23 protein-coding genes are annotated in these 25,059 nt (G+C 64.5%); 16 read left to right on the forward strand and 7 right to left on the reverse strand.

Annotated features, from left to right (window positions below; all coding sequences use genetic code 11):
- Positions 1 to 6: 6 nt before the first annotated feature.
- Complete coding sequence (locus J3U95_RS03095) at positions 7 to 444, forward strand: gamma-butyrobetaine hydroxylase family protein (RefSeq protein ID WP_208277202.1); 438 nt, start codon at positions 7 to 9, stop codon at positions 442 to 444.
- A gap of 92 nt (positions 445 to 536) precedes the next feature.
- Here J3U95_RS03095 and J3U95_RS03100 read toward each other — a convergent pair whose 3' ends face one another.
- From J3U95_RS03100 to J3U95_RS03130, 7 genes are all read right to left on the reverse strand, one after another.
- The gene (locus J3U95_RS03100; protein ID WP_208277203.1) at positions 537 to 743 is read right to left on the reverse strand and encodes a cold-shock protein; all 207 of its coding nucleotides are present in this window, start codon (positions 741 to 743) and stop codon (positions 537 to 539) included.
- A gap of 193 nt (positions 744 to 936) precedes the next feature.
- A complete protein-coding gene (locus J3U95_RS03105; RefSeq protein WP_208277204.1) occupies positions 937 to 2,457 on the reverse strand; it encodes a hypothetical protein in 1,521 nt (506 codons plus the stop codon).
- A 36-nt stretch (positions 2,458 to 2,493) separates the two neighbouring features.
- Positions 2,494 to 3,030 carry a hypothetical protein gene (locus tag J3U95_RS03110; RefSeq protein ID WP_208277205.1) on the reverse strand — a complete coding sequence of 179 codons (537 nt, stop codon included), beginning with the start codon at positions 3,028 to 3,030 and terminating at the stop codon, positions 2,494 to 2,496.
- A 14-nt stretch (positions 3,031 to 3,044) separates the two neighbouring features.
- Positions 3,045 to 3,719: a C39 family peptidase gene (locus tag J3U95_RS03115; protein WP_208277206.1), complete on the reverse strand. Its 675-nt coding sequence runs from the start codon at positions 3,717 to 3,719 to the stop codon at positions 3,045 to 3,047.
- A 7-nt stretch (positions 3,720 to 3,726) separates the two neighbouring features.
- Positions 3,727 to 4,128 carry a hypothetical protein gene (locus J3U95_RS03120; RefSeq protein WP_109347994.1) on the reverse strand — a complete coding sequence of 134 codons (402 nt, stop codon included), beginning with the start codon at positions 4,126 to 4,128 and terminating at the stop codon, positions 3,727 to 3,729.
- A 99-nt stretch (positions 4,129 to 4,227) separates the two neighbouring features.
- A complete protein-coding gene (locus J3U95_RS03125; protein WP_208277207.1) occupies positions 4,228 to 6,480 on the reverse strand; it encodes a hypothetical protein in 2,253 nt (750 codons plus the stop codon).
- A gap of 378 nt (positions 6,481 to 6,858) precedes the next feature.
- Positions 6,859 to 8,199: a sigma-54 dependent transcriptional regulator gene (locus tag J3U95_RS03130; protein WP_208277208.1), complete on the reverse strand. Its 1,341-nt coding sequence runs from the start codon at positions 8,197 to 8,199 to the stop codon at positions 6,859 to 6,861.
- 481 nt (positions 8,200 to 8,680) lie between these two features.
- Between J3U95_RS03130 and ubiE the strand changes: the two genes are divergently transcribed.
- The 15 genes from ubiE to J3U95_RS03205 all read left to right on the forward strand — a co-directional run bounded on the left by ubiE (position 8,681) and on the right by J3U95_RS03205 (position 25,037).
- On the forward strand, positions 8,681 to 9,415 hold the full coding sequence (gene ubiE / locus J3U95_RS03135; RefSeq protein ID WP_123070098.1) for a bifunctional demethylmenaquinone methyltransferase/2-methoxy-6-polyprenyl-1,4-benzoquinol methylase UbiE: 735 nt from the start codon (positions 8,681 to 8,683) through the stop codon (positions 9,413 to 9,415).
- A 22-nt stretch (positions 9,416 to 9,437) separates the two neighbouring features.
- The gene (locus J3U95_RS03140; RefSeq protein ID WP_208277209.1) at positions 9,438 to 10,433 is read left to right on the forward strand and encodes a Tim44 domain-containing protein; all 996 of its coding nucleotides are present in this window, start codon (positions 9,438 to 9,440) and stop codon (positions 10,431 to 10,433) included.
- A gap of 143 nt (positions 10,434 to 10,576) precedes the next feature.
- Entirely contained in the window at positions 10,577 to 11,254 is a 678-nt protein-coding gene (locus J3U95_RS03145) for a ubiquinone biosynthesis accessory factor UbiJ (protein WP_208277210.1), read from the forward strand.
- Positions 11,251 to 12,813: a ubiquinone biosynthesis regulatory protein kinase UbiB gene (ubiB, locus tag J3U95_RS03150; protein WP_208277211.1), complete on the forward strand. Its 1,563-nt coding sequence runs from the start codon at positions 11,251 to 11,253 to the stop codon at positions 12,811 to 12,813. Before J3U95_RS03145 ends, ubiB begins: the two co-directional genes overlap by 4 nt.
- Before the next feature lie 391 nt (positions 12,814 to 13,204).
- Entirely contained in the window at positions 13,205 to 13,531 is a 327-nt protein-coding gene (locus tag J3U95_RS03155) for an FmdB family zinc ribbon protein (RefSeq protein WP_208277212.1), read from the forward strand.
- A gap of 49 nt (positions 13,532 to 13,580) precedes the next feature.
- Entirely contained in the window at positions 13,581 to 14,204 is a 624-nt protein-coding gene (locus J3U95_RS03160) for a DUF502 domain-containing protein (protein ID WP_208277213.1), read from the forward strand.
- A 69-nt stretch (positions 14,205 to 14,273) separates the two neighbouring features.
- On the forward strand, positions 14,274 to 16,076 hold the full coding sequence (gene aspS / locus J3U95_RS03165; protein ID WP_229519607.1) for an aspartate--tRNA ligase: 1,803 nt from the start codon (positions 14,274 to 14,276) through the stop codon (positions 16,074 to 16,076).
- 46 nt (positions 16,077 to 16,122) lie between these two features.
- Positions 16,123 to 16,575: a dihydroneopterin triphosphate diphosphatase gene (nudB, locus tag J3U95_RS03170; RefSeq protein WP_208277214.1), complete on the forward strand. Its 453-nt coding sequence runs from the start codon at positions 16,123 to 16,125 to the stop codon at positions 16,573 to 16,575.
- A 359-nt stretch (positions 16,576 to 16,934) separates the two neighbouring features.
- Positions 16,935 to 17,144 carry a hypothetical protein gene (locus J3U95_RS03175; protein WP_208277215.1) on the forward strand — a complete coding sequence of 70 codons (210 nt, stop codon included), beginning with the start codon at positions 16,935 to 16,937 and terminating at the stop codon, positions 17,142 to 17,144.
- Between the two features lie 136 nt (positions 17,145 to 17,280).
- Entirely contained in the window at positions 17,281 to 18,111 is an 831-nt protein-coding gene (locus J3U95_RS03180) for an endonuclease/exonuclease/phosphatase family protein (protein WP_208277216.1), read from the forward strand.
- Positions 18,099 to 19,259 (forward strand): cardiolipin synthase ClsB, encoded by a 1,161-nt coding sequence (gene clsB / locus J3U95_RS03185; RefSeq protein WP_208277217.1) that lies wholly within the window; start codon positions 18,099 to 18,101, stop codon positions 19,257 to 19,259. Before J3U95_RS03180 ends, clsB begins: the two co-directional genes overlap by 13 nt.
- 190 nt (positions 19,260 to 19,449) lie before the next feature.
- Positions 19,450 to 19,833 (forward strand): RNA-binding S4 domain-containing protein, encoded by a 384-nt coding sequence (locus J3U95_RS03190; protein WP_208277218.1) that lies wholly within the window; start codon positions 19,450 to 19,452, stop codon positions 19,831 to 19,833.
- Between the two features lie 276 nt (positions 19,834 to 20,109).
- Positions 20,110 to 20,727 carry a TetR/AcrR family transcriptional regulator gene (locus tag J3U95_RS03195; protein ID WP_208277219.1) on the forward strand — a complete coding sequence of 206 codons (618 nt, stop codon included), beginning with the start codon at positions 20,110 to 20,112 and terminating at the stop codon, positions 20,725 to 20,727.
- Between the two features lie 47 nt (positions 20,728 to 20,774).
- Positions 20,775 to 22,565 carry an acyl-CoA dehydrogenase C-terminal domain-containing protein gene (locus J3U95_RS03200; protein ID WP_208277220.1) on the forward strand — a complete coding sequence of 597 codons (1,791 nt, stop codon included), beginning with the start codon at positions 20,775 to 20,777 and terminating at the stop codon, positions 22,563 to 22,565.
- Positions 22,566 to 22,640: 75 nt separating this feature from the next.
- Complete coding sequence (locus J3U95_RS03205; RefSeq protein ID WP_208277221.1) at positions 22,641 to 25,037, forward strand: 3-hydroxyacyl-CoA dehydrogenase/enoyl-CoA hydratase family protein; 2,397 nt, start codon at positions 22,641 to 22,643, stop codon at positions 25,035 to 25,037.
- The last annotated feature ends 22 nt before the right edge of the window (positions 25,038 to 25,059 follow it).

The raw sequence follows: 25,059 nt of genomic DNA on the forward strand, positions 1-25,059 counted from the left end.
AGATTCATGCCTAATCCAACCGAACTGACCGTCCACCAGAAATCGCGCGTGCTCGACATCGCCTACGACGACGGCAGCGCCTATTCGATCCCGTTCGAGCTGATGCGCGTGTACTCGCCGTCGGCCGAAGTGAAGGGCCACGGCCCGGGCCAGGAAGTCCTGCAGGTCGGCAAGCGCGAAGTCGGCATCGCCGACGTCGAGCAGGTCGGCAACTACGCGATCAAGCCGACCTTCTCGGACGGCCACGACACCGGCATCTTCAGCTGGGACTACCTGTATGAGCTGGGCCGCAGCCAGGAGTCGCTGTGGAAGCAGTACGTGGCGCGCCTGCAGGCGGCCGGCTTCGACGAAGAAACCGGCCGCGCGTCGGGCACCATCCTGCCGGGCTCGGCGCCGGCCAAGTCGGGCGGCGGTTGCGGCTCGGGCGGTTGCGGCTGCAAATAAGCGACGCCGTTTGCGTCAGCCAAAACAAAAGAGCACATCCGCGGATGTGCTCTTTTGTTTTTTGTAGCCCGCCTTGGCGGGCTGATGCAGTATCAAGCCTGTGGCTGGATGTTTGCAGCCTGCTTGCCTTTAGGGCCGGCAGTGATGTCGAAGGTCACGCGCTGGTTTTCCTGCAGCGACTTGAAGCCGGTGGCGTTGATTGCCGAGAAGTGTGCGAACACGTCTTCGCCGCCGCCATCAGGGGTGATGAAGCCGAAACCTTTAGCGTCGTTGAACCATTTGACAATGCCAGTAGCCATGTTAATTCCCTCAAATATAAGTTGTTTTGCGTTGATGCCCTGTTTGCGTACCTAGGACAAAAACCAGGGCCACGCTCTACATTGCAAATCTGATTATAAGGATAATTTCTTAAAACGGAAGCAAGATTTTTCAACCGTGCTCGTATTTACCACAAGTCATCCAGACCGCATGTTCTACGAGCCTGGACGCCGATCAGAACGTCATCGGCACCCGCAGCGTGAGGGTGACGTCGGGGGTATCGCGGGTTACGCCGGCGCCCACCGCGATGTTCAGCGTGCGCTTCGGGCTCAGGCGGTAGGAGTAGCCCAGCAGCAGGGTACCGAGCTGGGTGCGCACCGAGCCGGCCACCGGCTGGCCATTCTGCTTCATGCGCGCGATGGTGCTGTGGTCGTAGCCCAGGCTGAGCGAAGCCTTGTCGTTCAGCGCGAGACCCATGCCGAAGTTAAAGCCGAGCACGTAACCCGGTTCCAGCTCGCCCAGCGGCTCGCGCACGCCGTTGCGCACCAGGCGCGTCACGTCCGAACGCTTGAAGTTGTGCACATAGCTCAGGTTGCCGAAGAAGACCGCCGGATCCGATGGATACAGCCAGGTCAGGGTGCCTTGCAGCGAATGGAAGCCGGAACCGGTCGGCAGGTCCAGCGGCAGGCCGGTGCCGGTCACGTTCTCGCCGATGCAGCGCTGGTCGCAGTCGGTCACGACCTCGAACGGGTCGCGCCCGGTGCGGCTCTTGTAGCGCAGGCCGGCGATGTAATAACCCTGGTCCGGGCCGCCGTTATTGAGCTGGTAGCGGCCGGCGACTTCGACGTCGCCCAGGCCCTTGCCGGTGGTGTCGAACACGCGCTCGACCGCGGTGCCGGTGAACAGCTCGCGGCTGACGGTGGCGTCCGAGCGGTACACATAGGGCACCTTGACCTCGACTTCCATCCGGTTGTTGATGCCGGTGCGGCCGGTGATCGCGGTGGTGAAGGTGTTGCGCTTGATTTCGCGCACGTCGACCAGGCCGATCAGGATCGCGGGAATCACCGTGTAGCCGACCAGGGCCACGCGGTTGCTCGACGAGTAGCCGTACTGCACCGACGGCTCGAGCACATAGGTGCCGCGCTGGGTCAGCACGCCCGGCTGGTCGCCGATAGGCGCGACCTCGGGCGGACGGTTCGGCTCCTGGCGGTTATTGTTCTGCGCCGTCTGCGGCTGCTGGCTCTGTTGCTGGGCCGGCCGCTGGGTCTGCGCCTGGGCCGGACCGGGGGCCGGAAGGGTAGGCTGGTTGGGACGCGGCTGCGGCGGCAGCGGGGCCGCCACGCCGCTTTCGGCCGGCGGCAGCACCGGCGGCTGGGCCACCGGCGCCTGCATCGACATGCCGGTGCCGCGCTGCTGCGACAGCAGCACGCCGTCGGCCAGCGCCGTCGGCACGGCGAACGGGGCGCCCGACAGCGGGGTGGCTTCTTCCACGATGCGCTCGCGTGCCGCCAGCGCCGGGGCCGCAGGTGCGCTCTGGTCCTGCATGCGCTGCAGCTGTTCGCGCTGGGCCTGGAGTTCGAGCACCAGACGGTTCACCAATGCCCGCTGTTCGGCCAGTTCGTCCCTGAGTTGGGACAGTTCGGTCTGTCGGTCCCGCGGGCCTGGCTCGGCCGCAGGTTGTTGAGCGAGCACGGGCGGCGCCAGGAGGGCGGCCGCCAGGCCGGCGGCGCCAAGCCGCGCGACGTGTGGATACATCCAGATCTCCAGTTTTATATTAACAATTTTGCAATACTACAGTGTTCCCGGGGAACGTACTACCGCGTCACGAATCGTGCTCTGGAAATTCATGTCTTTTAGTAAGGACATGCTATTGACGGCCGAGGTAATGGTGGTGACCGAGCTGATCGCCTGGTTGTCGAGGGTGTTCTGTACCAGGGTCGCGCCATTCGGCAGGTTCAGGTCGGCCGCCGCGAAGTTGTTGCCGCCGATCTGGATCATGCGTGCGGCGCCCAGCGCGTCCTGGGCCAGGCGGGCCTGGTCGGCGGTCATCGCGGCCAGGTCGGGAATGGCGATATTGGTGCGCGACATGATTTCGCCGTTGACCGACACCACGCGCTCGATGCCGAGCGCCACCGACAGGCCGCCCGCGATCTCGAAGCCGCCCCTGGCGCCGTCCAGCGTCTCGGCCCCGACCGGGGCGCCGAAGCCGGCCACATTGTTCGCGCTGGCATCGGCGGCCTGCACGGCCGGCATCGTGCCGATCGCCGCGCACAGGGCGCCCGCTAGAAAGCCGCGTTGGATCATCGTCTTGAAATTTGGCCAGCGCATATCACGTCCTTTGGTCAAAAGTCGCCTGGGCCGAACTTCGGCAGCGAGGCGCTCAGTTGGTCCTGGTGCATGCCGGTGCCCAGCGGCGCGCGCGGGGCGCCGCGCCAGTCGCCCGGATTGTTGAAGGCGATGCCGTCCTTGTGGCTGTGGATCACGAACAGGATCTTGTTGCGCCAGATTTCCTGGAAGCGTTCCATGCTCACGACGCGGTTGCCGGTGGACGGGTCGCCGATCAGGATGCGGCCATCCTCGAAGCCCTTGACGACCACGAAGTGGTTGAAGCCGCGGTCAGTGATCAGCACGATGGCCGGCAGTTTTTCTGCGATCAGCTTTTCGATCGGCAGCTTGAAGCCGTCGGCGCGAAAGCCGCGCGCGGCCAGGAAGCGCTGCATGTCGAGCAGCGAAAAGCCTTCCTTGTGAATCTTGGTCTTGTCCCCTTTTTCGTACATCTCCTGGAACACGTCCTGTTCCGGCGTCGGGGTGTTGTAGTGGTGTGACAGCAGGGTCGACAAGGCGGCGGCGCCGCAGCTGTAGTCGTACTGCTGGCGCGTGGTGCGCTGGAATTTGATGTCCTTGAGGCTGGTGACGGGCACGTTGACGCGCCCGACCACCGCCAGTTCGAGCGCTGGCGCCGGAGCCGGCGCCAGCAGGGTGCCGCACAGGGCGGCGAGGAAGATCCCGTGCTTCATGCTCTTCCTATTGCAGTTGCAGGTTGATGACGGTCGCGTTCTGGATCAGGACGTTCGCGCCGGAGTTCTGGATCACGACAGGCAAGCCCGAGGAATTCGCGAACGAGCCGTTGTCGATGACGTTGAAGCCGGTGGTCACGTTGGTGGCCGTGTTGTTGCCGACCGTGCCGCCGAGCGTCGCCTCGGTGGTCACGATGTCGGCGCCGCCACGCAGGCCGCCCAGTTCCTCGGCGTCGGTCGTCTTGCCCCAGCCTTTGGTGAAGTCGTCTTCCCGGCTCGGCGCGACATCCACCTTCGACAGGAAGCCCACCACCACCGGCAGCTTCGCCGGTTCCGACGCCTGGGCCGCCACCGGCAGCGCCATGCAGGCCGCCAGGAGGAGAGCGCTAATCTGGGTAATCCGTTTCATGATGCCTCGCTCGAAAAGCCGCCACGCGAAGAAGGCCGCGTGGCGGATCGCAGGCGGCTGGCCTGGCCGGCCGCCTGCGTGGTTGCAGCTCACGCCAGATTACTGGCCGCCGACGTTCATGTTCGACTGAACGTTGACGCTTTGCTGGATCAGCGACGAGAAGCCGTTGTTCTGGCTGATGATCGAGATGCCGGCAGCCGACTGGGCGATGTTGCTCATCGAGTTCGACATGTCGAACGAACCCGCAGTCACGTTGTTGGTGCCGCCGTTGCCGCCGGTGCCGGCGCCGCCGAAGCCGCCGGTGCCTGCGCCGGCAACCATTTCGCCGGTCGAGCCGCCAGCGCCGCCGGTGCTCGAGCCGCCCGCGCCGCCTGCGCCGCCTGCGCCCGAGGTGGCGTCGCCCGAGGTGGCCGAGCCGCCGGTGGCCGAGCCGCCGGTCGACGAGCCGCCTGCGCCGCCGGTGCCGGTCGATGCGGTCGCTTCAGCGCCCGAACCGCCCATGCCGCCCGCGCCAGCCGTGCCGCCCTGGCCCGCGCCGCCTGCGCCGCCGGTGCCGGTGGCACCGTTGCCGCCAGTGCCGGCCGTGCCAGCCGCGCCCGAACCGCCCGCGCCTGCGGTGCCGGTGGCGCCGGCGCCGCCGGTGCCTGCCAGTGCCGCGCCCGAACCTGCGGTGCCGCCGGTGGCCGCGCCGCCTGCTGCGCCGGCGCCCGAGGTGTTGGTGCCTGCTGCGCCCGAACCGCCTGCGCCGCCTGCCGCGCCTGCGCCGCCGGTGCCGGCCATCGAGTCACCCGCGGTGCCCGAGCTGGCGCCGCTGGTCGGGCTGCCTGCGGTCGAGGTGCCGCCGGTGTTGGTGGCCGCGCCGCTGGCGCCGCCGGTGCCGGCGGTTTCGGTGCCCGAGCCTGGCATGCCGCCCGAACCCGAGGTCGAGGTGGCGTCGCCGATTGCTGCGCCGCCGCCGCTGGCGCCGTTCGATGCGGTCAGGGTCGAGCCGGACGAATTGCCGCCCATGCCGCCTGCGCCGCCCAGGCCGCCTGCCGCGCCTGCGCCGCCGTTGGATTCGCCTGCGCCGCCCGCGCCGCCGGCGCCGGTGCTGATCGCGCCGTTCGCGCCGCCGTTGCCGCCAGCCAGCGAGCCGGTCGAGCCGCCTGCGCCGCCGATGGCTGCGCCGCCTGCCGCGCCGCTGCCGCCGTTGGCCGCGCCGCCCGAGGCGCCTGCGCCGCCGGTGCCCACGCCGCCTGCCGCGCCGTTGCCGCCGGCAGCGTAGCCGCCGGTTGCGCCTGCTGCGCCGGCGCCGCCGGCCGAATCAGCCGCGCCGCTCGCGCCGCCTGCGCCGCCGGCTGCGTTGCCGACGGTCGAAGCGCCGGTCGATGCGGTGCCCGCAGCAGCGTAGCCGCCTGCGCCGCCAGCTGCGCCAGCCGCGCCCGAAGCCGAACCGCCGGCTGCGCCGGTGGCCGAGGTCGAGCCGCCGTTGCCCACGCCGCCGGCCGAGCCGGTGCCGGCTGCGCCGTTCGCGCCGCCGGTGTTCTGGGCGGTGTTGCCGATGTTGCTGATGTTATTGCCCGACACGGTGCCGGTCAGCGAGCTGACGGCGTTGGCCGACGAGGTGTTGAACGAGTTGGCGACCGACGAATTGGCGCTGCCACCGTTGTTGGCGGCTGCGGCGCCGGCGGCTGCCGCGCGCGCGTCACCCGAGCTGTTGTTCTGGCCCGAGCTGTCCTGGCTGCTGTCGTTGGTGGTCGTGGTGGTCGAGGTGATCGTGTCGTTGCTGTCGATCGTGGTGGTGTTGGTGCGGGTGTCCGACTGCGAGTTGGTGTTCGTGGTGGTCGCGGTGCGGTTGTCCGAGTTGTCCACCTGGTTGTTGTTGTTGGTCGTGTTGGTGCTGTTGTTGTTTTGCTGGCTGTTGTTGTTGGCCTGGCTGTTGTTGGTGTTGGTCGTCGTGTTGGTGTTGGTCGACTGGTTGTTGCTGTCCGAGGTGTTGGTGCTGCTGTTGTTGGCCTGGCTGTTGTCGGTGTTGGTGCTGGTGTTCGTATTCGTATTCGTGTTCGTGTTGGTTGCCTGGTTGTTGCTGTTGGCCTGGCTGTTGTTGGTATTGGTCGTGGTGTTCGTGTTGGTGTTGGTGTTCGTGTTCGTGTTCGTTGCCTGGTTGTTGCTGTTCGAGCTGTCGGTGTTGGTCGACGAGTTGGTCGAGGTATTGCCGCTGTTGCGGGTATCAGTGACGGTGCTGTTGTCGGTGTTGGTGGTCACCGACGAAGTCTGGGTGTTGCCGCCGCGGACGTCGTTGACGGAATTTTCTTGTGCGTGAGCCATGCTGAATGCCAGGGCGATCGCGGTTGCCAGGATAGTGCGCTTCATTGTTGCTCCCCTAATTGTCACTGAGTTGAATTCCCGGGGTCCCATGACGCCCGGTCCACTCGTCTCATAGCAGTTCCCATGCCAGGTGAATGTCGTCTTTTTAAGTCCTTGATTATGTAGGACTATTTTGATGAGTTTTGGGCGTGCTAAAGGGGGAAATGAAGCAGAACAATAGCTAGAAAATAAAGTGTCTCAGACCTGTGACAAACTTAACTGAACGGTCATGAAACTGTATCAAATTGCAAGCGCCAGGCACTCGCGCCAGAGTGACAGTGGCGCTGCAACGCGCTGCCGGGAGGCAACGCGCTGGCGGGAAAAGCCTGTCAAATCAAGGGGGAAGGGCGTAGGAAGAGGACGACGGGAGGGGAGGGCCGAGGATTACGAGGAAATCGCGTGCTTGGCCATCAGGCGATACAGTGTCATGCGCGAGACACCCAGGTCGCGCGCGGCCTGGCTGATGTTGTTGCCGCTGCGCGCCAGGCTTTCGCCGATGGCGATGCGCTCGGCGGAGAGACGCGAATTGCCGAGTCCTTCCTTGACCGGGCAGATCGGGCCGGCGCTGGGCAGGTCCAGGTCTTCCGGCATGACCAGCCGTTGTTCGGCCAGCACCATGGCGCGCCGCACCCGGTTGATGAGTTCGCGCACATTGCCCGGCCACTCGTAGCGCGCCATCGCCTGCAGCGCTTCGCGGCTCACGCCCTTCAGTTGCGGGCTGCGTTCGGCGGCGTACTTGTTGAAGATGAGGTCGGTCAGCAATGGCAGGTCTTCCTTGCGTTCGCGCAGCGGCGGCACCCTGATCGGGAACACGCTGAGGCGGTAGTACAGGTCTTCGCGGAAGCGTCCCTCGGCCACGGCCTGCGGCAGGTTGACGTGGGTGGCGGCAATCACGCGCGCATCGACCGCGATGGTGCGGGTGCCGCCGACGCGGTAGATCACGCGCTCCTGCAAAAAGCGCAGCAGGCTGGCCTGCAGGTCGAGCGGCAGGTCGCCGATTTCGTCCAGGAAGATGCTGCCGCCGGACGCCGCCTCGAGCAGGCCCTGCTTGTCGCGGGTGGCGCCGGTGAAGGCGCCGCGCTCGTGGCCGAACAGCTCGGAGTGGATCAGGGCCGGCGCCACGGCCGCGCAATTGATGGCGATGAAGGGGCCGCCGGCGCGCTGTGAGCGCAGGTGGACCTCCTGGGCAGCGAGTTCCTTGCCGCTGCCGCTCTCGCCCGAGATCAGCACCGGCGCGTCGACCGCGGCGATCTTGTCGATGTGGGCGCGCAGGCGCACGATGGCGCGCGAGACGCCGTCGATGTGGCTGGCCTGGCTGGCGGCCTGGCGCCGGTGCGGCGGCGTGGTCTTGGCCAGCGTCGCCATGCCGTGGGCGTGGCCAAGCGAATGTTTCAGCCGCAGTGTATCGACCGGAAGCGTATGGAAATCGACCAGGTGGGCGGCAATCAGCTCGCGCAGCGACGGCTGATCCAGGCGCGGCGCATCGAACACGCCGATCCAGCGCGTGTGGTGGTGCTGGCGCAGGAAGCGTTCGATCTCGGCGTCGCCCACGCCGTCGCTGCTGTCGAGCAGCAGGCCGACCCCATAGTGCTGCTGCGACAGGACCTTGCGTGCGGCGGCAATATTCTCGACCACGCACACATCCCAGCCGGACAGCTCCCCGTGGCAGGCTCGCGCATGCGCGCTGCCCTTACCCGAAATGCATAAAAGACGTTTTACAGACACCGTTGCCCTCGTTATCGCCGGTCTTGCCGGCTTCGTTGTTATGAGTCCTGGTGCGTGTTGGCATGACGCATCCGTGCGGCAACTGATCCCGCAACGCGGGTTGCTGACGCGAAAAGTATTGTTCAATTAAACCTGAAATACCTGCGGGGTGGCGCACAAACATTAATAGAAGCTTAATGACATGTGCAATTGTGAATCATGTATTTACTTTAATTTAAAGATTCGGCGCTAATTTTGTTAGCTGCATGATATTGATCTTACCGAGGGCGGGCGTGGCCGGGAAGGGAGGCGTGCGAGAAGTGTCGCTGCTGAGCGGCCTGTTAGCGCTCCAAGCGTTGTGCATGTCCAACAAGGGCGAATGCTTCGATTCCGCCGGGCAGCAAATCGCGCCGGCATGCCAGCGTGGCGGCCTGGCCGCCAATGAGGAGGTCCAGCGCCGCCCTGCTTGTATAATGCGCCAACACCCAACCGTTTCGCACATATGACCAATACCACTCACTTCGGCTACAAGACTGTCGCCGAGGACCAGAAGGTCCAGGAAGTCGCCAAGGTTTTCCACTCGGTCGCCTCGAAGTACGACGTCATGAACGACCTGATGTCGGCCGGCCTGCACCGCGCCTGGAAGATGTTCACGATCGCCCAGGCCGGCGTGCGTCCCGGCTTCAAGGTGCTCGACATCGCCGGCGGTACCGGCGACCTGGCCAAGGCGTTCGCGAAGCAGGCGGGCAAGACCGGCGAGGTCTGGCTCACCGACATCAACGAGTCGATGCTGCGCGTGGGGCGCGATCGCCTCTTGAATAAAGGGCTTGTCACCCCAACCATGTTGTGTGACGCCGAAAAATTGCCGTTCCCGGACAACTATTTCGATCGGGTCAGTGTCGCTTTCGGGCTGCGCAATATGACCCATAAAGACCAGGCCCTGGCCGAGATGCGCCGGGTGCTCAAGCCGGGCGGCAAGCTGCTGGTGCTGGAATTCTCGAAAGTGATCGCGCCGCTGCAGAAACCGTACGATGTGTATTCGTTCTCGGTGCTGCCGTGGCTGGGCCAGAAGATCGCCGGCGATGCCGAGAGCTATCGCTACCTGGCCGAATCGATCCGCATGCACCCCGACCAGGACACCCTGAAGGGGATGATGCAAGATGCAGGACTGGAGCGGGTCCAGTATTTCAACCTGACGGCGGGTGTGGCCGCATTGCACACCGGTATCAAACTGTAGTTTCACTCTAAGGACGGAGACGATGAAAAAATTCCTGGTCACGACGATGTTGGCAGTCACCGCGTTCGCGATGGTGGCGGACGCCTTCGCCCGACCAATGGGCGGCAAGCGCTCGATCGGACGGCAATCGCAGTCCGTGCAGCAGCAGGGCCCGGCCCCGGCGCCAGCCCAGAACATGCAGCGCCAGACCCCGAATTCGGCAGCACCGGCTGCAGCGGGCGCCGGCGCCGCAGGCGCCGCTGCGGCTGCCAAGAAACCAAGCATGATGCGTAACATCCTGGGCGGCGCACTGCTGGGCCTGGGCCTGGGCGCGCTGCTGTCGCACCTGGGCATCGGCGGCGCCCTGGCCAGCATCATCTCGACCATCCTGATGGTCGCGCTGATCGGCCTGGTGATCATGTTCATCGTGCGCATGGTCCGCCGCAAGGATACGCCGGCCAATCCGGCCAATCCGGCCGCGGCGACCGCGGGCGGCTTCGGTGGCTTCCAGCCGCCTGCCGCCGGTTCGACCGCCACGCCAGAGATCGGTTCCGGCCTGCGCAATCAGCCGGCCGCTTTCCAGGGCAATGTAGGCCTGGATAAAGGCACCGCAGCCGGCTTCGGCGGCGCTGCTGCTGCCGCGCCGGCCTACCAGCAATGGGGCGTGCCGAGCGACTTCGACACCGAGAGCTTCCTGCGCCACGCGAAATCGTCCTTCATCCGCATGCAGGCGGCCTGGGATCGCGGCGACACCGACGACCTGCGCGAATTCACCGCGCCCGAAGTGTTCGCCGAACTCAAGATGCAGATCCAGGAACGCGGCGGCGTGGCCGACTATACCGACGTCGTCAATATCGACGCCCAGCTGCTGGGCATCGAGAAGACCGCGACCGACTACCTGGCGAGCGTGCAGTTCAACGCCATGATCCGCAGCGCCAAGGACGCGCTGCCGGAGCCGTTCGTCGAAGTCTGGAATATGTCGAAGCCGCTGTCGGGCTCGGGCGGTTGGGTGCTGGCCGGTATCCAGCAGACCAATTAAGCGCATCTGCCGAGCGTTTAGTTTTGGCGGAATTATTTTTCGATAAACATTCCGTGCCACCGGGTTTGCGCCCGGCAAACTGGTAAGATCAAAACCGCCCGCATCAACCCGGGCGGTTTTGTTTTTTGAGGGTGTCCTTCTTCATGTTTGCTAGTCTTTCCTCACTGTCGCCCCAGCACGCTCTCACGCTGCCCGCGGTCGCCGCGATCAACCACTTGCTGGCCCAGGAAGCCTGGGCCAGGGCCTTGCTCATGCGCCATGCCGGCAAGGACGCCTGCATCGACGCCGGCCTGGCCCGGCTGCGCATGCGTGTCGGCCGCGATGGCCTGCTCGAAGCGAGCCAGGGAGACGCCGCGGCCAGCGTCACGATCCGCGTGAAACCGGCCGACCTGCCGCTGATCGCCCAGGACCGCACGCGCGCGTTGTCGTACGTGAAGATCGAAGGCGACGCCGAGTTCGCCAACGTGATCTCGCAGCTGGCCAACGGTCTGCGCTGGGATGCCGAGCACGACCTCGAGCGGGTGGTGGGGCCGCTGGGCGCCCATCGCCTGGTCAAGACCGCGCGCGGCGCCGCCGGCGGCGCGACCGAGGCGACGCGGCGCCTGGCCGAGAACCTGGCCGAGTTCCTGGCCGAGGAAAGGCCGGTGCTGGTGCGGCCCGCGCAGCGCGAAGCCTTCGCCGCCGACGTGGTGCGCCTGCGCGACGACGTCGAGCGCACCGCCAAGCGCGTAGCTAGACTCGAGCAAGCGCTGGCCCAGCGCGATGCCGCCACCCCCTCCATCATATTGACCAGCGCAGACCACCACCCGGATCGTCGATGATATTGAAATTCCTGCGCCTGCTGCGCATCCTCACCGTCTTCACCAGGTACGGCCTGGACGAGATCGCCGTCACCAGCATCAATGCCCCGCGCACCGCGCGCCTGATGAACACCTTCTTCTTCTGGCGCCGCATCACCTCGCCGCGCGCGATCCGCCTGCGCCAGGCGCTGGAAGAGCTGGGCCCGATCTTCGTGAAGTTCGGCCAGGTGCTGTCGACCCGGCGCGACCTGGTCCCGCCCGATATCGCCGACGAGCTGGCGCTGCTGCAGGACCGGGTGCCGCCGTTCGGCTCCGACCTGGCGGTGGCCCAGATCACGCGCTCGCTGGGCGCCCATCCCGACGAGCTGTTCGCCCGCTTCGACCGGGAGCCGGTGGCCTCCGCCTCGATCGCCCAGGTCCACTTCGCCCAGCTCAAGGATGGCAAGGAGGTCGCGGTCAAGGTGCTGCGTCCCGGCATGAAGAAGCTGATCGACGAAGACATGGCCCTGATGCACCTGGCGGCCAGCCTGATCGAGCGCGTGTGGGGCGAGGCGCGGCGCCTGAAGCCGCGCGAAGTCGTGGCCGAGTTCGACAAATACCTGCACGACGAGCTGGACCTGATGCGCGAGGCCGCCAATGCCAGCCAGCTGCGCCGCAACTTCGCCGGCTCCGATTTGCTGATGGTGCCCGAGATGTTCTGGGATTATTGCTCGAGCAGCGTGATCGTGATGGAGCGCATGTACGGCATCCCGATCTCGCAGATCGATCGCCTGGCGGCCGCCGGCGTCGACCTCAAGAAGCTGTCGAGCGACGGCGTGGAGATCTTCTTCACCCAGGTGTTCCGTGACGGTTTCTTCCACGCCGATATGCACCCGGGGAACATCCTGGTCTCGACCGCGCCGGAGACCCTGGGCCGCTATATCGCGCTGGACTTCGGCATCGTCGGCACGCTGAACGATTTCGACAAGGATTACCTGTCGCAGAACTTCCTGGCCTTCTTCCGCCGCGACTACAAACGCGTGGCCGAGGCCCACATCGAATCGGGCTGGGCGCCCTCGACCACGCGCGTGGACGAGCTGGAGGCCGCGGTGCGCGCCTGCTGCGAACCGATCTTCGATCGCCCGCTGAAGGACATCTCGTTCGGCCAGGTGCTGCTGCGCCTGTTCCAGACCTCGCGCCGCTTCAACGTCGAGGTGCAGCCCCAGCTCGTGCTGCTGCAGAAGACCCTGCTCAATATCGAAGGATTGGGGCGCCAGCTCGATCCCGACCTGGACCTGTGGAAGACCGCCAAGCCGTATCTCGAGCGCTGGATGACGGAGCAGGTCGGCTGGAAAGGCCTGACCGACCGCCTGCGCGCCGAAGCGCCGCGCTACGCCCAGATCTTCCCGCAGCTGCCGCGCCTGGTGTACCAGGTGCTGGAGCGCGAATCGACAGGGCATATGGCGCATCCGCATGTCGCGAACGCCGACATGCTGGCCATGGTGCTGCTCGAGCAGCGCCGCACCAATCGCATGCTGGCCTTCCTGACCTGCATGGCTGCCGGGTTCGGGTTGGGGCTCGTGGCGCTGTATCTGCTGTGATTGAACGCGTGGACGGCTTCGCCGTCCACGCGTTCAACCGACGTCCGCCCACCGCGGCCCAAAAAGAAAAAGCCCGCATACGCGGGCTTGGCAAGCTAGTGTTCTTGTACGGACCGCGCTGATGGGGACATCGCGCAGTCTTCTGTTTCTTCTTTGCGGTGAGCGACAGGGGTTTCCTGTCACCAACATTCGGTGAAACAGGCCGTATTAAAACATCTGCGGCATCCTTGGGCAAACGAAACACCTGTTGACGATGGTGAAAAACAACATCCTTTCGTGCGCGCTTGCCCATGCGCCGGGTCTGTGCCAGCCAAGGCAGGCCGCAAACGGTTAATTCCCGTGTAAAAGCTTTATAATTCAGGGTTTTGAAGATTTTTGCGGAGCACCCAGCATGCCGATTTACGCCTACCGCTGCGAAGAATGCGGTTTTACCAAAGATGTGCTGCAAAAGATTTCGGATCCGGTCCTGACCGTGTGCCCGTCCTGCGCCAAGCCGTCCTTCAAGAAACAAGTGACCGCTGCCGGCTTCCAGCTCAAGGGCACCGGCTGGTACGTGACCGATTTCCGTGGCGGCACGCCGCCGGCCACCGGCACGTCGAGCAACGGCAATGGCGCCGCGCCGGCGCCGGCCGCGTCTACCGAGTCCAGCGCACCGGCAGCCGCTCCGGCGGCCCCGGCCGCGCCGAGCACGTCCGGCGGCGACAAGGGCAGCACCTGAGCCGGGCGCGGCTTTGACGCCGCACGCCAACAAGAATAACGGGAATCCGATGCGCAAATATTTCATCACCGGCCTGCTGGTCCTGGTCCCCCTGGTCATCACGGCCTGGGTGCTGAACCTGATCATCAGCACGCTCGACCAGTCGCTGCTGTTCGTGCCCGACGCCTGGCAACCACGCACCATGTTCGGCATGGACGTACCGGGCTTCGGCGCGGTGCTGACCCTGGCCATCGTGTTCCTGACGGGACTGCTCACCAACAACCTGGTCGGCAACTACATCGTGCGCCTGGGCGAACGCCTGCTCAAGCGCGTGCCGGTGGTCAGCTCCCTGTATGGCAGCGTCAAGCAGGTGTCGGACACGCTGTTCTCGCCGTCGGGCAATGCCTTCCGCCAGGCGGTGCTGGTCCCGTATCCGCATGCCGATTCATACACCATCGCCTTCCTCACCGGCGTGCCGGGCGGCGAAGTGGCGGCGCACCTGGGCGGCGACTACGTCAGCGTCTACGTGCCGACCACCCCGAACCCGACCTCCGGCTTCTTCCTGATGATGGAGCGCAGCCGCGTCAAAGAGCTGGACATGTCGGTCGATGCGGCATTGAAGTACATCGTCTCGATGGGCGTGGTCGCGCCGGTGGAAGCGTCCGCCAGCGCGCCGGCCACGGCGATCAAGTAACACCGAATCAAAGAATAGTGGCCGCCATCGATGGCGGCGCGAGCAATCAACCAACCTGGAACGAAAACTATGTCCACCATGCGTACCAACTACTGCGGCCTCGTGACCGAGGAACTGCTGGGCCAAACCGTCAGCCTGTGCGGCTGGGTGCACCGCCGCCGCGACCACGGCGGTGTGATCTTCATCGACCTGCGCGACCGCGAAGGCCTGGTGCAGGTGGTCTGCCATCCGGACAACGCCGCCGTCTTCAAGGCGGCCGAGCACGTGCGCAACGAGTACTGCCTGCGCATCGTCGGCTCCGTGACCAACCGCCTGGAAGGCACGGCCAACGCCAACCTGAAGTCGGGCAAGATCGAGATCAACGCGACCGAAGTCGAAGTGCTCAACGCCTCGGTGCCGGTGCCGTTCCAGCTGGACGACGACAACCTGTCGGAAACCACCCGCCTGACGCACCGCGTGCTCGACCTGCGCCGCCAGCAGATGCAGCACAACCTGCGCCTGCGCTACAAGGTGTCGATGGAAGTGCGCAAATACCTGGACAACCTGGGCTTCATCGACATCGAAACCCCGATGCTGACCAAGTCGACCCCGGAAGGCGCGCGCGACTACCTGGTGCCGTCGCGCGTCAATGCCGGCAACTTCTTCGCGCTGCCGCAGTCGCCGCAGCTGTTCAAGCAGCTGCTGATGGTCGCCAACTTCGACCGCTACTACCAGATCACCAAGTGCTTCCGCGACGAAGACCTGCGCGCCGACCGCCAGCCTGAATTCACCCAGATCGACTGCGAGACCTCGTTCCTGACCGAACAGGAAATCCGCGACCTGTTCGAAGAGATGATGCGCGTCGTGTTCAAGAACACCACCGGCATCGAGCTGGCCAACCCGTTCCCGGTGATGGACTTCGCCACCGCGATGGGCAAATACGGTTCGGACAAGCCGGACATGCGCGTCAAGCTCGAGTTCACCGAACTGACCGAGCTGATGAAGTCGGTCGAGTTCAAGGTGTTCAACAGCGCCGCCAACCTGCCGAACGGCCGCGTGGTCGGCATGCGCGTGCCGCAGGGCGGTTCGATGCCGCGTTCGGAAATCGACGCCTACACCCAGTTCGTCGCGATCTACGGCGCCAAGGGCCTGGCCTACATCAAGGTCAACGAGAAGGCGAAGGGCCGTGACGGCCTGCAGTCGCCGATCGTCAAGAACATCTCGGACGAGGTGCTGGCGCAGATCCTGGAACTGACGGGCGCCGAAGACGGCGACCTGATCTTCTTCGGCGCGGATAAAGCCAAGGTCGTCAACGACGCCATCGGCGCGCTGCGCGTGAAGATCGGCCACTCGGAATTCGGCAAGAAGGCTGGCCTGTTCGACGATGTCTGGGCGCCGCTGTGGGTGATCGACTTCCCGATGTTCGAATACGACGAAGACGGCGACCGCTGGAACGCGACCCACCACCCGTTCACCGCGCCGAAGGACGGCCACGAAGACATGCTCGAGACCAACCCAGGCGCCTGCATCGCCAAGGCCTACGACATGGTCCTGAACGGCTGGGAACTGGGCGGCGGCTCGATCCGTATCCACCGCGAAGAAGTCCAGAGCAAGGTGTTCCGCGCGCTGAAGATCGATGCCGAGGAAGCGCAGCTCAAGTTCGGCTTCCTGCTGGACGCGCTGCAGTACGGCGCGCCGCCGCACGGTGGCCTGGCCTTCGGCCTGGATCGCCTGATCACGCTGATGACCGGCTCCGAGTCGATCCGCGACGTGATCGCCTTCCCGAAAACCCAGCGTGCGCAGTGCCTGCTGACCAACGCGCCGTCGGAAGTCGACGAGAAGCAGCTCAAGGAGCTGCATATCCGCCTGCGTAACGAGCCAAAGGTGGCGTAACGATGGCCGGGGCGGACGGCCATGCCGTCCGCCTCCCGTCCTGCCCATGAAACCGCACAAGATCCCCGAATCGGTCCTGGTCGTGATCCACACTTCCGACATGGAAGTGCTGGTGCTCGAACGCGCCGACCGCCCGGGCTTCTGGCAATCGGTCACCGGTTCGCTCGACGCGGCCGACGAGCCGTTGATAGCGACCGCCGCGCGCGAACTGTTCGAAGAGACCGGCATCGTGGTTGATGGCGAAAGTATCCGCCTGCGCGACTGGCAGCTCTCGAACGTCTACGAAATCTATCCCGTCTGGCGTCACCGCTACGCCCCCGGCGTGACTCACAATACCGAGCACGTGTTCTCGGTCTGCGTGCCGCGCGACATCCCCATCCTCCTCAGCCCGCGCGAACACCTGCGCCATGCCTGGTTGCCATATCTGGAAGCGGCGGACCGCTGCTTTTCGTCATCCAACGCCGAAGCCATCCTACAATTGCCCCGCAAAATCGCTTAAAAATTGCGAACAGCAAATAAAATTTCCTTAAAGCAGGTTATTTGCCGAAAATCAGCATTGAAATATGGCATCTTCACGCAATAAAATGACGTTTTTTAACAAAAGTACGTAGGTACTTTTTTCAAAAATGGTCTGTGCGTGGCCGCGCATATGAGCTCGCTCAAACGCATTCTCTCCTATGAAAATACATTTGAATACACTTCACCTGTCTTTTTCATAACAGGAGGAAATTTTGTCGAATTGCATGTGCACGAGATATTCCACGTTTGACATGTGTAAATGCGTGGATTAAGGTCAACGGCTCACCCATGGTGAATTTTTGATGTGCAACTTTTAAGTGGATGATTCTGGGAGATAAAATGGATAACCTCGAACTGAATAGCGACAAGAAAGTTAAGGCAATCACCCTAGGGGACGACTGCATCTATATCGACCTGTTCGACGGCCTGCGCCTGAGCGGTCCGCTGGCGCCGCGCCAGGAGAAGCAGGGCGCGCAAGAGCGTCGCCCGCGCCGCATGATCGTGTCGGGGCATGAAGCGGTCTACGACACGGCGCTGGCGCTTGCCTGAATGTCAGATTCAGCTCAGTAAGGGCGCGACGGCATTAAAATCGACCGCCGCGCTCCGCGCTCCAGCACCAGGCTGGGAAGCGCACGATTGGGCCCGTTTCACGAGAACGCTGGTCCGATCCGGGTAGAATGTTCCCATGAAAATCCGTGTAGCCACCTACAACATTCATAAGGGCGTCTCGTCCCTGCGCAGCACGCCACGCGTGATCGCACTCAAGAAAGCCATTGCCGAATTCGACGCCAACGTCGTCTTCCTGCAAGAGGTGCAAGGGCGGCACGACCGCTTCCAGGCGCGCTACGGCAAGGAAGACCGCGGCCACCGCCATTGGCCAGAAACGGCCCAGTACGATTATTTCGCTCCCGACGCCCACCACACGGCCTACGGGATGAACGCGGTCTATGACCACGGCCACCACGGCAATGCGTTGCTGAGCTGCTGGCCGATCGAGAATTCGCACAACCACGACGTCTCCGACCACGCCTACGAGCAGCGCGGCATCCTGCACTGCATCCTGGGCGCGCCCGAATGCCGCGTGCACTGCTATGTGGTCCACCTCGGCCTGTTCGAGGGCAGCCGCGGCCGCCAGACCGCCTCGCTGATCGAGGCCGTCAACGCATCGGCGCCGAACGGCGAGCCGGTGATCATCGCGGGCGACTTCAACGACTGGCGCAATACCCTCAGCGACAAGCTGCGCAACGCCCTGGGCGTCAAGGAAGTGTTCGACGAACTGGGGCCGCGCTCGCCGATGGGCGATATGGTGCGCAGCTGGGCCGGCCGCCAGCCGCGCCTGGCGCCGGCCCGCACCTTCCCGGCCATGCTGCCGTGGTTCAGGCTCGACCGCATCTATGTGCGCGGCTTCAAGGTCAACAACGCCAAAGTGATGCATGGTCCCTTGTGGGCCAAGCTGTCCGATCACGCGCCGATCGTGGCCGAGCTCGAACTCACACAAGGGCCATGCGCAGTCTGACCTTTGTCGACAACAATGACATCACGCTGCTGCAGAGCGGCATCGCATTCTTCCCGGCGCTGATCGAGGCGCTCGATGCCGCCCAGCACGAGGTCTTGTTCGAGACCTATATCTTTGCCGAGGACGAGACCGGCGTTGCCGTGCGCGACGCCCTCGCGCGCGCCGCGCGGCGCGGCGTGAAGGTGAGGGTGCTGGTCGACTGGTTCGGCACCGGCCACCGCTGCTGCGGCCGGCTCGGGCCCATCCTGCTTGACGCTGGCGCCCAGTACCGCGTCTTCAATCCCTGGTGCCGGCGCGGCATCGCCCGTTCGCACCGCAAGATCGCCGTGATCGACCGCGAAGTCGCTTTCGTGGGCGGCATCAACGTCAACGACGACTGGCTGTGCGACCACGCCGACGGCCACCGTCTGCCGGCGCCGCGCTGGGATTTCTCGGTGCGCGTGCGCGGGCCGCTGGTGGCGCAGATCCACCACGAGGCGCAAGTCCAGTGGGCCCGCAGCGGCCGCCTGCGGCTGCGCAAGCGCTTCCAGTTGTTCCGCGAGATGCGCAAACAGCCCATTCCCTCTTGCGAAAGCCCGGCACGGGCCGCATTTGTAGTGCGTGACAACCTGCGTAACCGCAGCACGATCCAGAAAGCCTATCTGCACGCGCTGGGCCATGCGCGCCACAGCGTGCTGCTGGCGACGCCGTACTTCGCGCCGGGCCGCAAGTTCCGCAAGGCGCTGGCGCATGCGGCGCGGCGCGGCGTGCAGGTGACGCTCCTGATCGGGGTGGGGGAGTTCAAGATCCAGGATGCGGTCGCGCATTCCTTCTATCCCAAGCTGCTGGCGGATGGCGTGCGGGTGGTCGAATACCGCAAGACCCAGCTGCATGCAAAGGTGGCGGTGGTCGACGACGACTGGGCCACGGTCGGTTCCAGCAATTGCGACGGCCTGTCGCTGTTCCTGAACCAGGAGGCCAATGTGGTGGTGAGCGATCCGGTGTTCGCCGCCACAATGCGCGCTCACATCGAGCGCGGCATCCTGGACGGCAAGGAGGTCTGCCCGCAGGAGTTCGCCCACACCGGCTGGCTGCGCCGCGCCACCTATGGCATGGCGTATATGGCCTACAAGCTGGTGATGCGGGTGGTCACGTTCGGCTATACCTAGAGCCTATCCCGGTAGGTGGGGGGAAGCTCATGGCGACATGCGCGTAGGCGATGCACGGCAGGCGTGGGCCAGGCGCGAGGAGGCCGCATGGCGGGCCATGCAACGACGAGCAACGCAGCACACGCCTGCCAGGCGCGTCAGGAGCGACTCCCACCTGCCGGGATAGGCTCTTATGGATTGGAAAGAGAAAATGGAAAACGAGAACGTACGAATCGATAAATGGCTGTGGGCGGCGCGCTTCTTCAAGACCCGCTCGCTGGCCCAGGACGCGGTGGACCGCGGCCGGGTGCGCATCGGCGGGGAACCGGTCAAGCCGGCGCGCGCCGTCAAGATGAACGACCGCATCATGATCGACAACGGTTCCGATCGCTGGGAAGTGATCGTGGCCGCGATCTCGGGTTCGCGCGGCCCGGCGCCGGTGGCGCGCACCCTGTATTTCGAGACCGACGAGAGCATCGCGCGGCGCGAGAACGACAAGACGGCGCGCCGCCTGTATCCCGAGCCGAGCATGGACATCAAGGGCCGGCCGACCAAGCGCGACCGGCGTGCGATGGAGCGTGTCGGCGAGGAGTGACGACGGCGCAATGCCCTCCGTCAACGGGATATCCCGTTCCCTCAAAATGCTGTACCTTAATGGCTGAAACAACAAACTTCCATTCGCCGCCTGCGGTGGCGGATGGAAGCGCCTCACGATGCCGTCTCCCGGCATCGGTCCTTGTCTTGCGTTGTCTTGCATCAATAGAACGCCACCTCTAAGTTCCCGTTTGACATTCCTCGGCTGATAGATAATAGTACGAGCGTTCGGATTTTTTTCGATTCAGGGGCAGCCATCAGTACTTCAGCAAAATTCATGCGCAAGGGCGAACAGACGCGGGCCGCGATCCTCGACGTTGCGCTCGAGCTTGCCAGCCGCAACGGCCTCGAAGGCTTGACCATCGGCCTGCTGGCCGACCGGATGAGCATGAGCAAATCGGGCGTGTTCGCCCACTTCGGTTCGCGCGAAGACCTGCAGCTCGAGGTGGTCAAGCTGTACCACCACCGCTTCGAGCAAGAGGTGTTTTACCCGAGCATCAAGGAAGCGCGCGGCCTGCCGCGCCTGGTGGCGATGTACACCCGCTGGGTCAAGCGCGTGTCGGTCGAGATCGCGTCCGGCTGCATCTATATCAGTGGCGCGGTCGAATACGACGACCGCGAAGGCCAGATTCGCGAGCAGCTGGTGTCGATGGTGCGCGCCTGGCAGGAAGCGCTGCTGCGCAGCGTGCAGCAGGCGGTCGAGCTTGGCCACCTGCGCGCCGACCTGGATGCCGCCCAGCTGGTGTTCGAGATGCACGGCCTGATCCTGGCGCTGCACCACGACGCCCGCTTCCTGCGCAATCCAGGCGCGGTCGAACGCGCACGGGCCGCCTTCGAGCGCCTGGTCGAGAATTACCGCAATCCCCAACTACCGCAAGACCATCAGGCGGATTGAAGCCGCCTGCCACGTCCAACATCTTTACCATCGTTCAGGAGATAACCATGGGTCAGTACGTCGCGCCAATCCGGGATATGCAGTTCGTTCTGCACGAATTCCTCAACGTCACCGAAGAATTCAAGAATCTGCCGAAGTACTCGGAGATCGATGCCGACATCATCAACCAGGTGCTCGAAGAAGGCGCGAAGTTCACGCAAGAGGTGCTGTTCCCGCTGAACCACTCGGGCGACCGCGAAGGCTGCCATTTCAACGCCGCGGATAAAACCGTCACGACCCCGAAGGGCTTCAAGGAAGCCTATAAACAGTACGTCGAAGGCGGCTGGGCGGCATTGGCCTGCGATCCCGAATACGGCGGCCAGGGCCTGCCGATCTCCCTGAACAACTCGTTCTACGAGATGCTGAACTCGTCGAACCAGGCCTGGTCGATGTACCCGGGCCTGTCGCACGGCGCCTACGAGTGCCTGCTGGAGCACGGCACCGACGACCAGAAACGCCTGTACCTGCCGAAGCTGGTCTCGGGCGAGTGGACCGGCACCATGTGCCTGACCGAAGCCCACTGCGGCACCGACCTGGGCCTGCTGCGCTCGAAGGCCGAACCGCAGGCCGACGGCACCTATCTCATCACCGGCTCCAAGATCTTCATCTCGGCCGGCGAGCATGACATGTCCGAGAACATCGTCCACCTGGTGCTGGCGCGCCTGCCGGACGCGCCGGAAGGCTCGAAGGGCATCTCGCTGTTCCTGGTGCCGAAGTTCCTGCCGAACGACGACGGCTCGCTGGGCGAACGCAACGGCATCGCCTGCGGCGCCATCGAAGAAAAGATGGGCATCCACGGCAACTCGACCTGCCAGATGAACCTGGACAATGCCCGCGGCACCCTGATCGGCCAGCCGCACAAGGGCCTGCAGGCGATGTTCGTGTTCATGAACGCGGCCCGCCTGGGTGTGGGCATGCAGTCGCTGGGCCTGACCGAAGTCGCCTACCAGAACGCGCTGGCCTACGCCAAGGACCGCATCCAGATGCGCAGCCTGTCGGGCCCGAAGGCGCCGGATAAACCAGCCGACCCGATCATCGTGCACCCGGACGTGCGCCGGATGCTGCTGACCGCTAAAGCCTATGCCGAAGGCGCGCGCGCGTTCTCGTCGTATGTCGCGCTGCAGATCGACCGCGAGCTGAACCACCCTGACGAAGACGTGCGCAAGGAAGCGGCCGACGAAGTGGCTCTGCTGACCCCGATCATCAAGGCCTTCATCACCGACAACGGCTGGATCGCCACCTCGGAAGCGATGCAGGTGTACGGCGGCCACGGCTACATCGCCGAGTGGGGCATGGAGCAGTACGTGCGCGACGCCCGCATCAACATGATCTACGAAGGCACGAACACCGTGCAGTCGCTGGATCTGTTGGGCCGCAAGATCCTGATGGACAACGGTGCCAAACTGCGCAAGTTCGGCGAGAAGATCAAGGCCTTCGTCGAAGACAACGGCCTGGACGAATCGCTGTCCGAGTTCGTGACCCCGCTGGGCGAACTGGGTGACAAGGTCACCAAGCTGACCATGGAAATTGGCATGAAGGCCTTCCAGAACCCTGACGAAGTGGGCGCCGCCGCCGTGCCTTACCTGCGCGTGGCCGGCCACCTGGTGTACAGCTACCTGTTCGCGCAACAGGCCAAGATCGCGCTGGCCAAGCTCGATTCGGGCGACAAGTTCTACGAGTCCAAGCTGGCGACGATCCGCTTCTACTTCGCCCGCCTGTATCCGGAAACCGCGATGCTGATCCGCCAGGCGCGTTCGGGCGCCGCGAACCTGACGGCGCTGGATGCCGAGCTGTTTTAATCACCTGTCACGCTGATAGAAACCGCCGTCGTCCCCGCGGAGGCGGGGATGACGAGCCAACTAAGGAATACTTACATGTCCAATTTCATCGTCAAGAAAGTCGCCGTGCTGGGCGCCGGCGTGATGGGTGCGCAGATCGCCGCGCACTGCGTGAACGCCAAGGTGCCGGTCGTGCTGTTCGACCTGCCGGCCAAGGAAGGTGCTAAAAACGGCATCGTCCTGCGCGCCATCGAGAACCTCAAGAAACTGTCGCCGGCCCCGCTGGGCAACAAGGATGACGCAGCGCTGATCGAAGTGGCCAACTACGAGGACAACCTCGACGTGCTGGCGGGCTGCGACCTGATCATCGAAGCCATCGCCGAGCGCATGGACTGGAAACACGACCTGTACGCCAAGGTCGCGCCGCACATCGCGCCGCATGCGATCTTCGCCTCGAACACCTCGGGCCTGTCGATCAACAAGCTGGCCGAAGGTTTTGACAGCGAGCTGAAGGCGCGCTTCTGCGGCGTGCACTTCTTCAATCCACCGCGCTATATGCACCTGGTGGAGCTGATCCCGACCGAAGCCACCCGCCCGGAAATCCTGGACCAGCTCGAGACCTTCCTGACCTCGACCCTGGGCAAGGGCGTCGTGCGCGCGAAAGACACGCCGAACTTCATCGCCAACCGCGTCGGCATCTTCGGCATGCTGGCCACCATCGTCGAAGCAGAGAAGTTCGCTTTGAGCGTAGACGTGGTCGACGACCTCACCGGCGCCAAGCTGGGTCGCGCCAAGTCGGGCACCTTCCGCACCGCGGACGTGGTCGGCCTGGACACCATGGGCCACGTGATCAAGACCATGCAGGACAACCTGAAGGACGATCCGTTCTTCAGCGTCTACAAGACGCCTGACATCCTGGCCAAGCTGATCGAGAAGGGCGCCCTGGGCCAGAAGACCGGCGCCGGCTTCTACAAGAAGGTCGGCAAGGAGATCCAGCGCCTGGACTTCGCCACCGGCGAATACGTGCCGAGCGGCGCGAAAGCCGCCGACATCGTCGGCCGCATCCTGAAAGAGAAAGACCCGGTCAAGAAGTTCAAGGCCATGCGCGATTCGACCAACCCGCAGGCGCAGTTCCTGTGGGCGATCTTCCGCGACGCTTTCCACTACATCGCCTTCCACCTCGACACCATCGCCGACAATGCGCGCGACGTCGACTTCGCGATGCGCTGGGGCTTCGGCTGGAGTGTCGGTCCGTTCGAGACCTGGCAAGCCGCCGGCTGGACCCAGATCGCGCAGTGGGTGAAGGAAGACATCGAAGCGGGCAAGGCCCTGTCCGATGCGCCGCTCCCAAGCTGGGTGTTCGAGGGTGCGGTCGCCGAGAAGGGCGTGCACACCCCTGAAGGTTCGTACTCGGTCACCAAGAATGCCTACGTTCCTGTCTCGGACCTGCCGGTGTATAAGCGCCAGCAGTTCCGCGCGCCTGTGGTCGGATCGACCACGCTGGACGCCAAGACTGCCGGCACCACCGTGTTCGAAGACGACTCCGTGCGCCTCTGGCACTCGGGCGACGAGGTCCTGGTCATCTCGCTCAAGACCAAGATGCACGTCATCGGCGATGGCGTCATCAAGGGCATCCAGCGCGCGCTGAAGGAAGCCGAGCAGGGCTACAAGGGCGTCGTGATCTGGAATACCGACGCGGCCGAAGGCGGCGCCTTCTCGGCCGGCGCCGACCTGCAATCGGCCCTGCCGGCCTTCATGGCCGGCGGCGCGAAGGCAATGGAGCCGATCGTGCGCGAGCTGCAGGACACGTTCATGGCGATGAAGTATTCGAACATCCCGGTCGTCGCGGCCGTGGCCGGCCTGGCGCTGGGCGGCGGTTGCGAACTGGTGCTGCATGCAAGCAAGCGCGTGGCCTCGATCGAGTCGTACATCGGCCTGGTCGAAGTGGGCGTGGGCCTGGTGCCGGCCGGCGGCGGCCTGAAGGAAGCTGCGCTGCGCGCGGCGAACGAAGCCAAGGGCAACGACATCCTGCAATTCCTGAAGAACGGCTTCATGAACGCGGCCACCGCGCAGGTGTCGAAGTCGGCGCTGGAAGCGAAGGCGATGGGTTACCTGAAGGAAGACGACGTCATCGTGTTCAACGCGTATGAACTGCTGCACGTGGCGAAGACCACCGCGCGCGCCATGTTCGACGCCGGTTATCATGCTCCTGCACGCCGCACCTTCCCGGTCACCGGCCGCTACGGCTGGGCCACCATCCGCGGCCAGATGGTCAATATGCGCGACGGCGGCTTCATCTCGGCCTACGACTACCACCTGGGAGACACCATCGCCGAGATCGTGACCGGCGGCGACATCGACCAGGGCAGCGTGGTGAGCGAGCAGTGGATCCTCGACCTGGAACGCAAGGCCTTCGTGGCCCTGCTGAACAATCCGAAGACCCAGGAACGCATCATGGGCATGATGCAGACCGGTAAGCCCGTACGCAACTAACGCTGACGACTGAACAGGACTA

Source organism: Massilia oculi (assembly GCF_017582745.1).
GTDB lineage: Bacteria > Pseudomonadota > Gammaproteobacteria > Burkholderiales > Burkholderiaceae_D > Telluria > Telluria oculi_A.

Excerpts from the sequence above, each read along its gene's own strand:
- J3U95_RS03095 (WP_208277202.1), top strand. The coding sequence starts at position 7 with ATGCCTAATCCAACCGAACTGACCGTCCACCAGAAATCGCGCGTGCTC.
- J3U95_RS03100 (WP_208277203.1), bottom strand. The coding sequence starts at position 743 with ATGGCTACTGGCATTGTCAAATGGTTCAACGACGCTAAAGGTTTCGGC.
- J3U95_RS03105 (WP_208277204.1), bottom strand. The coding sequence starts at position 2,457 with ATGTATCCACACGTCGCGCGGCTTGGCGCCGCCGGCCTGGCGGCCGCC.
- J3U95_RS03110 (WP_208277205.1), bottom strand. The coding sequence starts at position 3,030 with ATGCGCTGGCCAAATTTCAAGACGATGATCCAACGCGGCTTTCTAGCG.
- J3U95_RS03115 (WP_208277206.1), bottom strand. The coding sequence starts at position 3,719 with ATGAAGCACGGGATCTTCCTCGCCGCCCTGTGCGGCACCCTGCTGGCG.
- J3U95_RS03120 (WP_109347994.1), bottom strand. The coding sequence starts at position 4,128 with ATGAAACGGATTACCCAGATTAGCGCTCTCCTCCTGGCGGCCTGCATG.
- J3U95_RS03125 (WP_208277207.1), bottom strand. The coding sequence starts at position 6,480 with ATGAAGCGCACTATCCTGGCAACCGCGATCGCCCTGGCATTCAGCATG.
- ubiE (WP_123070098.1), top strand. The coding sequence starts at position 8,681 with ATGACCAATACCACTCACTTCGGCTACAAGACTGTCGCCGAGGACCAG.
- J3U95_RS03140 (WP_208277209.1), top strand. The coding sequence starts at position 9,438 with ATGAAAAAATTCCTGGTCACGACGATGTTGGCAGTCACCGCGTTCGCG.
- J3U95_RS03145 (WP_208277210.1), top strand. The coding sequence starts at position 10,577 with ATGTTTGCTAGTCTTTCCTCACTGTCGCCCCAGCACGCTCTCACGCTG.
- ubiB (WP_208277211.1), top strand. The coding sequence starts at position 11,251 with ATGATATTGAAATTCCTGCGCCTGCTGCGCATCCTCACCGTCTTCACC.
- J3U95_RS03155 (WP_208277212.1), top strand. The coding sequence starts at position 13,205 with ATGCCGATTTACGCCTACCGCTGCGAAGAATGCGGTTTTACCAAAGAT.
- J3U95_RS03160 (WP_208277213.1), top strand. The coding sequence starts at position 13,581 with ATGCGCAAATATTTCATCACCGGCCTGCTGGTCCTGGTCCCCCTGGTC.
- aspS (WP_229519607.1), top strand. The coding sequence starts at position 14,274 with ATGTCCACCATGCGTACCAACTACTGCGGCCTCGTGACCGAGGAACTG.
- nudB (WP_208277214.1), top strand. The coding sequence starts at position 16,123 with ATGAAACCGCACAAGATCCCCGAATCGGTCCTGGTCGTGATCCACACT.
- J3U95_RS03175 (WP_208277215.1), top strand. The coding sequence starts at position 16,935 with ATGGATAACCTCGAACTGAATAGCGACAAGAAAGTTAAGGCAATCACC.
- J3U95_RS03180 (WP_208277216.1), top strand. The coding sequence starts at position 17,281 with ATGAAAATCCGTGTAGCCACCTACAACATTCATAAGGGCGTCTCGTCC.
- clsB (WP_208277217.1), top strand. The coding sequence starts at position 18,099 with ATGCGCAGTCTGACCTTTGTCGACAACAATGACATCACGCTGCTGCAG.
- J3U95_RS03190 (WP_208277218.1), top strand. The coding sequence starts at position 19,450 with ATGGAAAACGAGAACGTACGAATCGATAAATGGCTGTGGGCGGCGCGC.
- J3U95_RS03195 (WP_208277219.1), top strand. The coding sequence starts at position 20,110 with ATGCGCAAGGGCGAACAGACGCGGGCCGCGATCCTCGACGTTGCGCTC.
- J3U95_RS03200 (WP_208277220.1), top strand. The coding sequence starts at position 20,775 with ATGGGTCAGTACGTCGCGCCAATCCGGGATATGCAGTTCGTTCTGCAC.
- J3U95_RS03205 (WP_208277221.1), top strand. The coding sequence starts at position 22,641 with ATGTCCAATTTCATCGTCAAGAAAGTCGCCGTGCTGGGCGCCGGCGTG.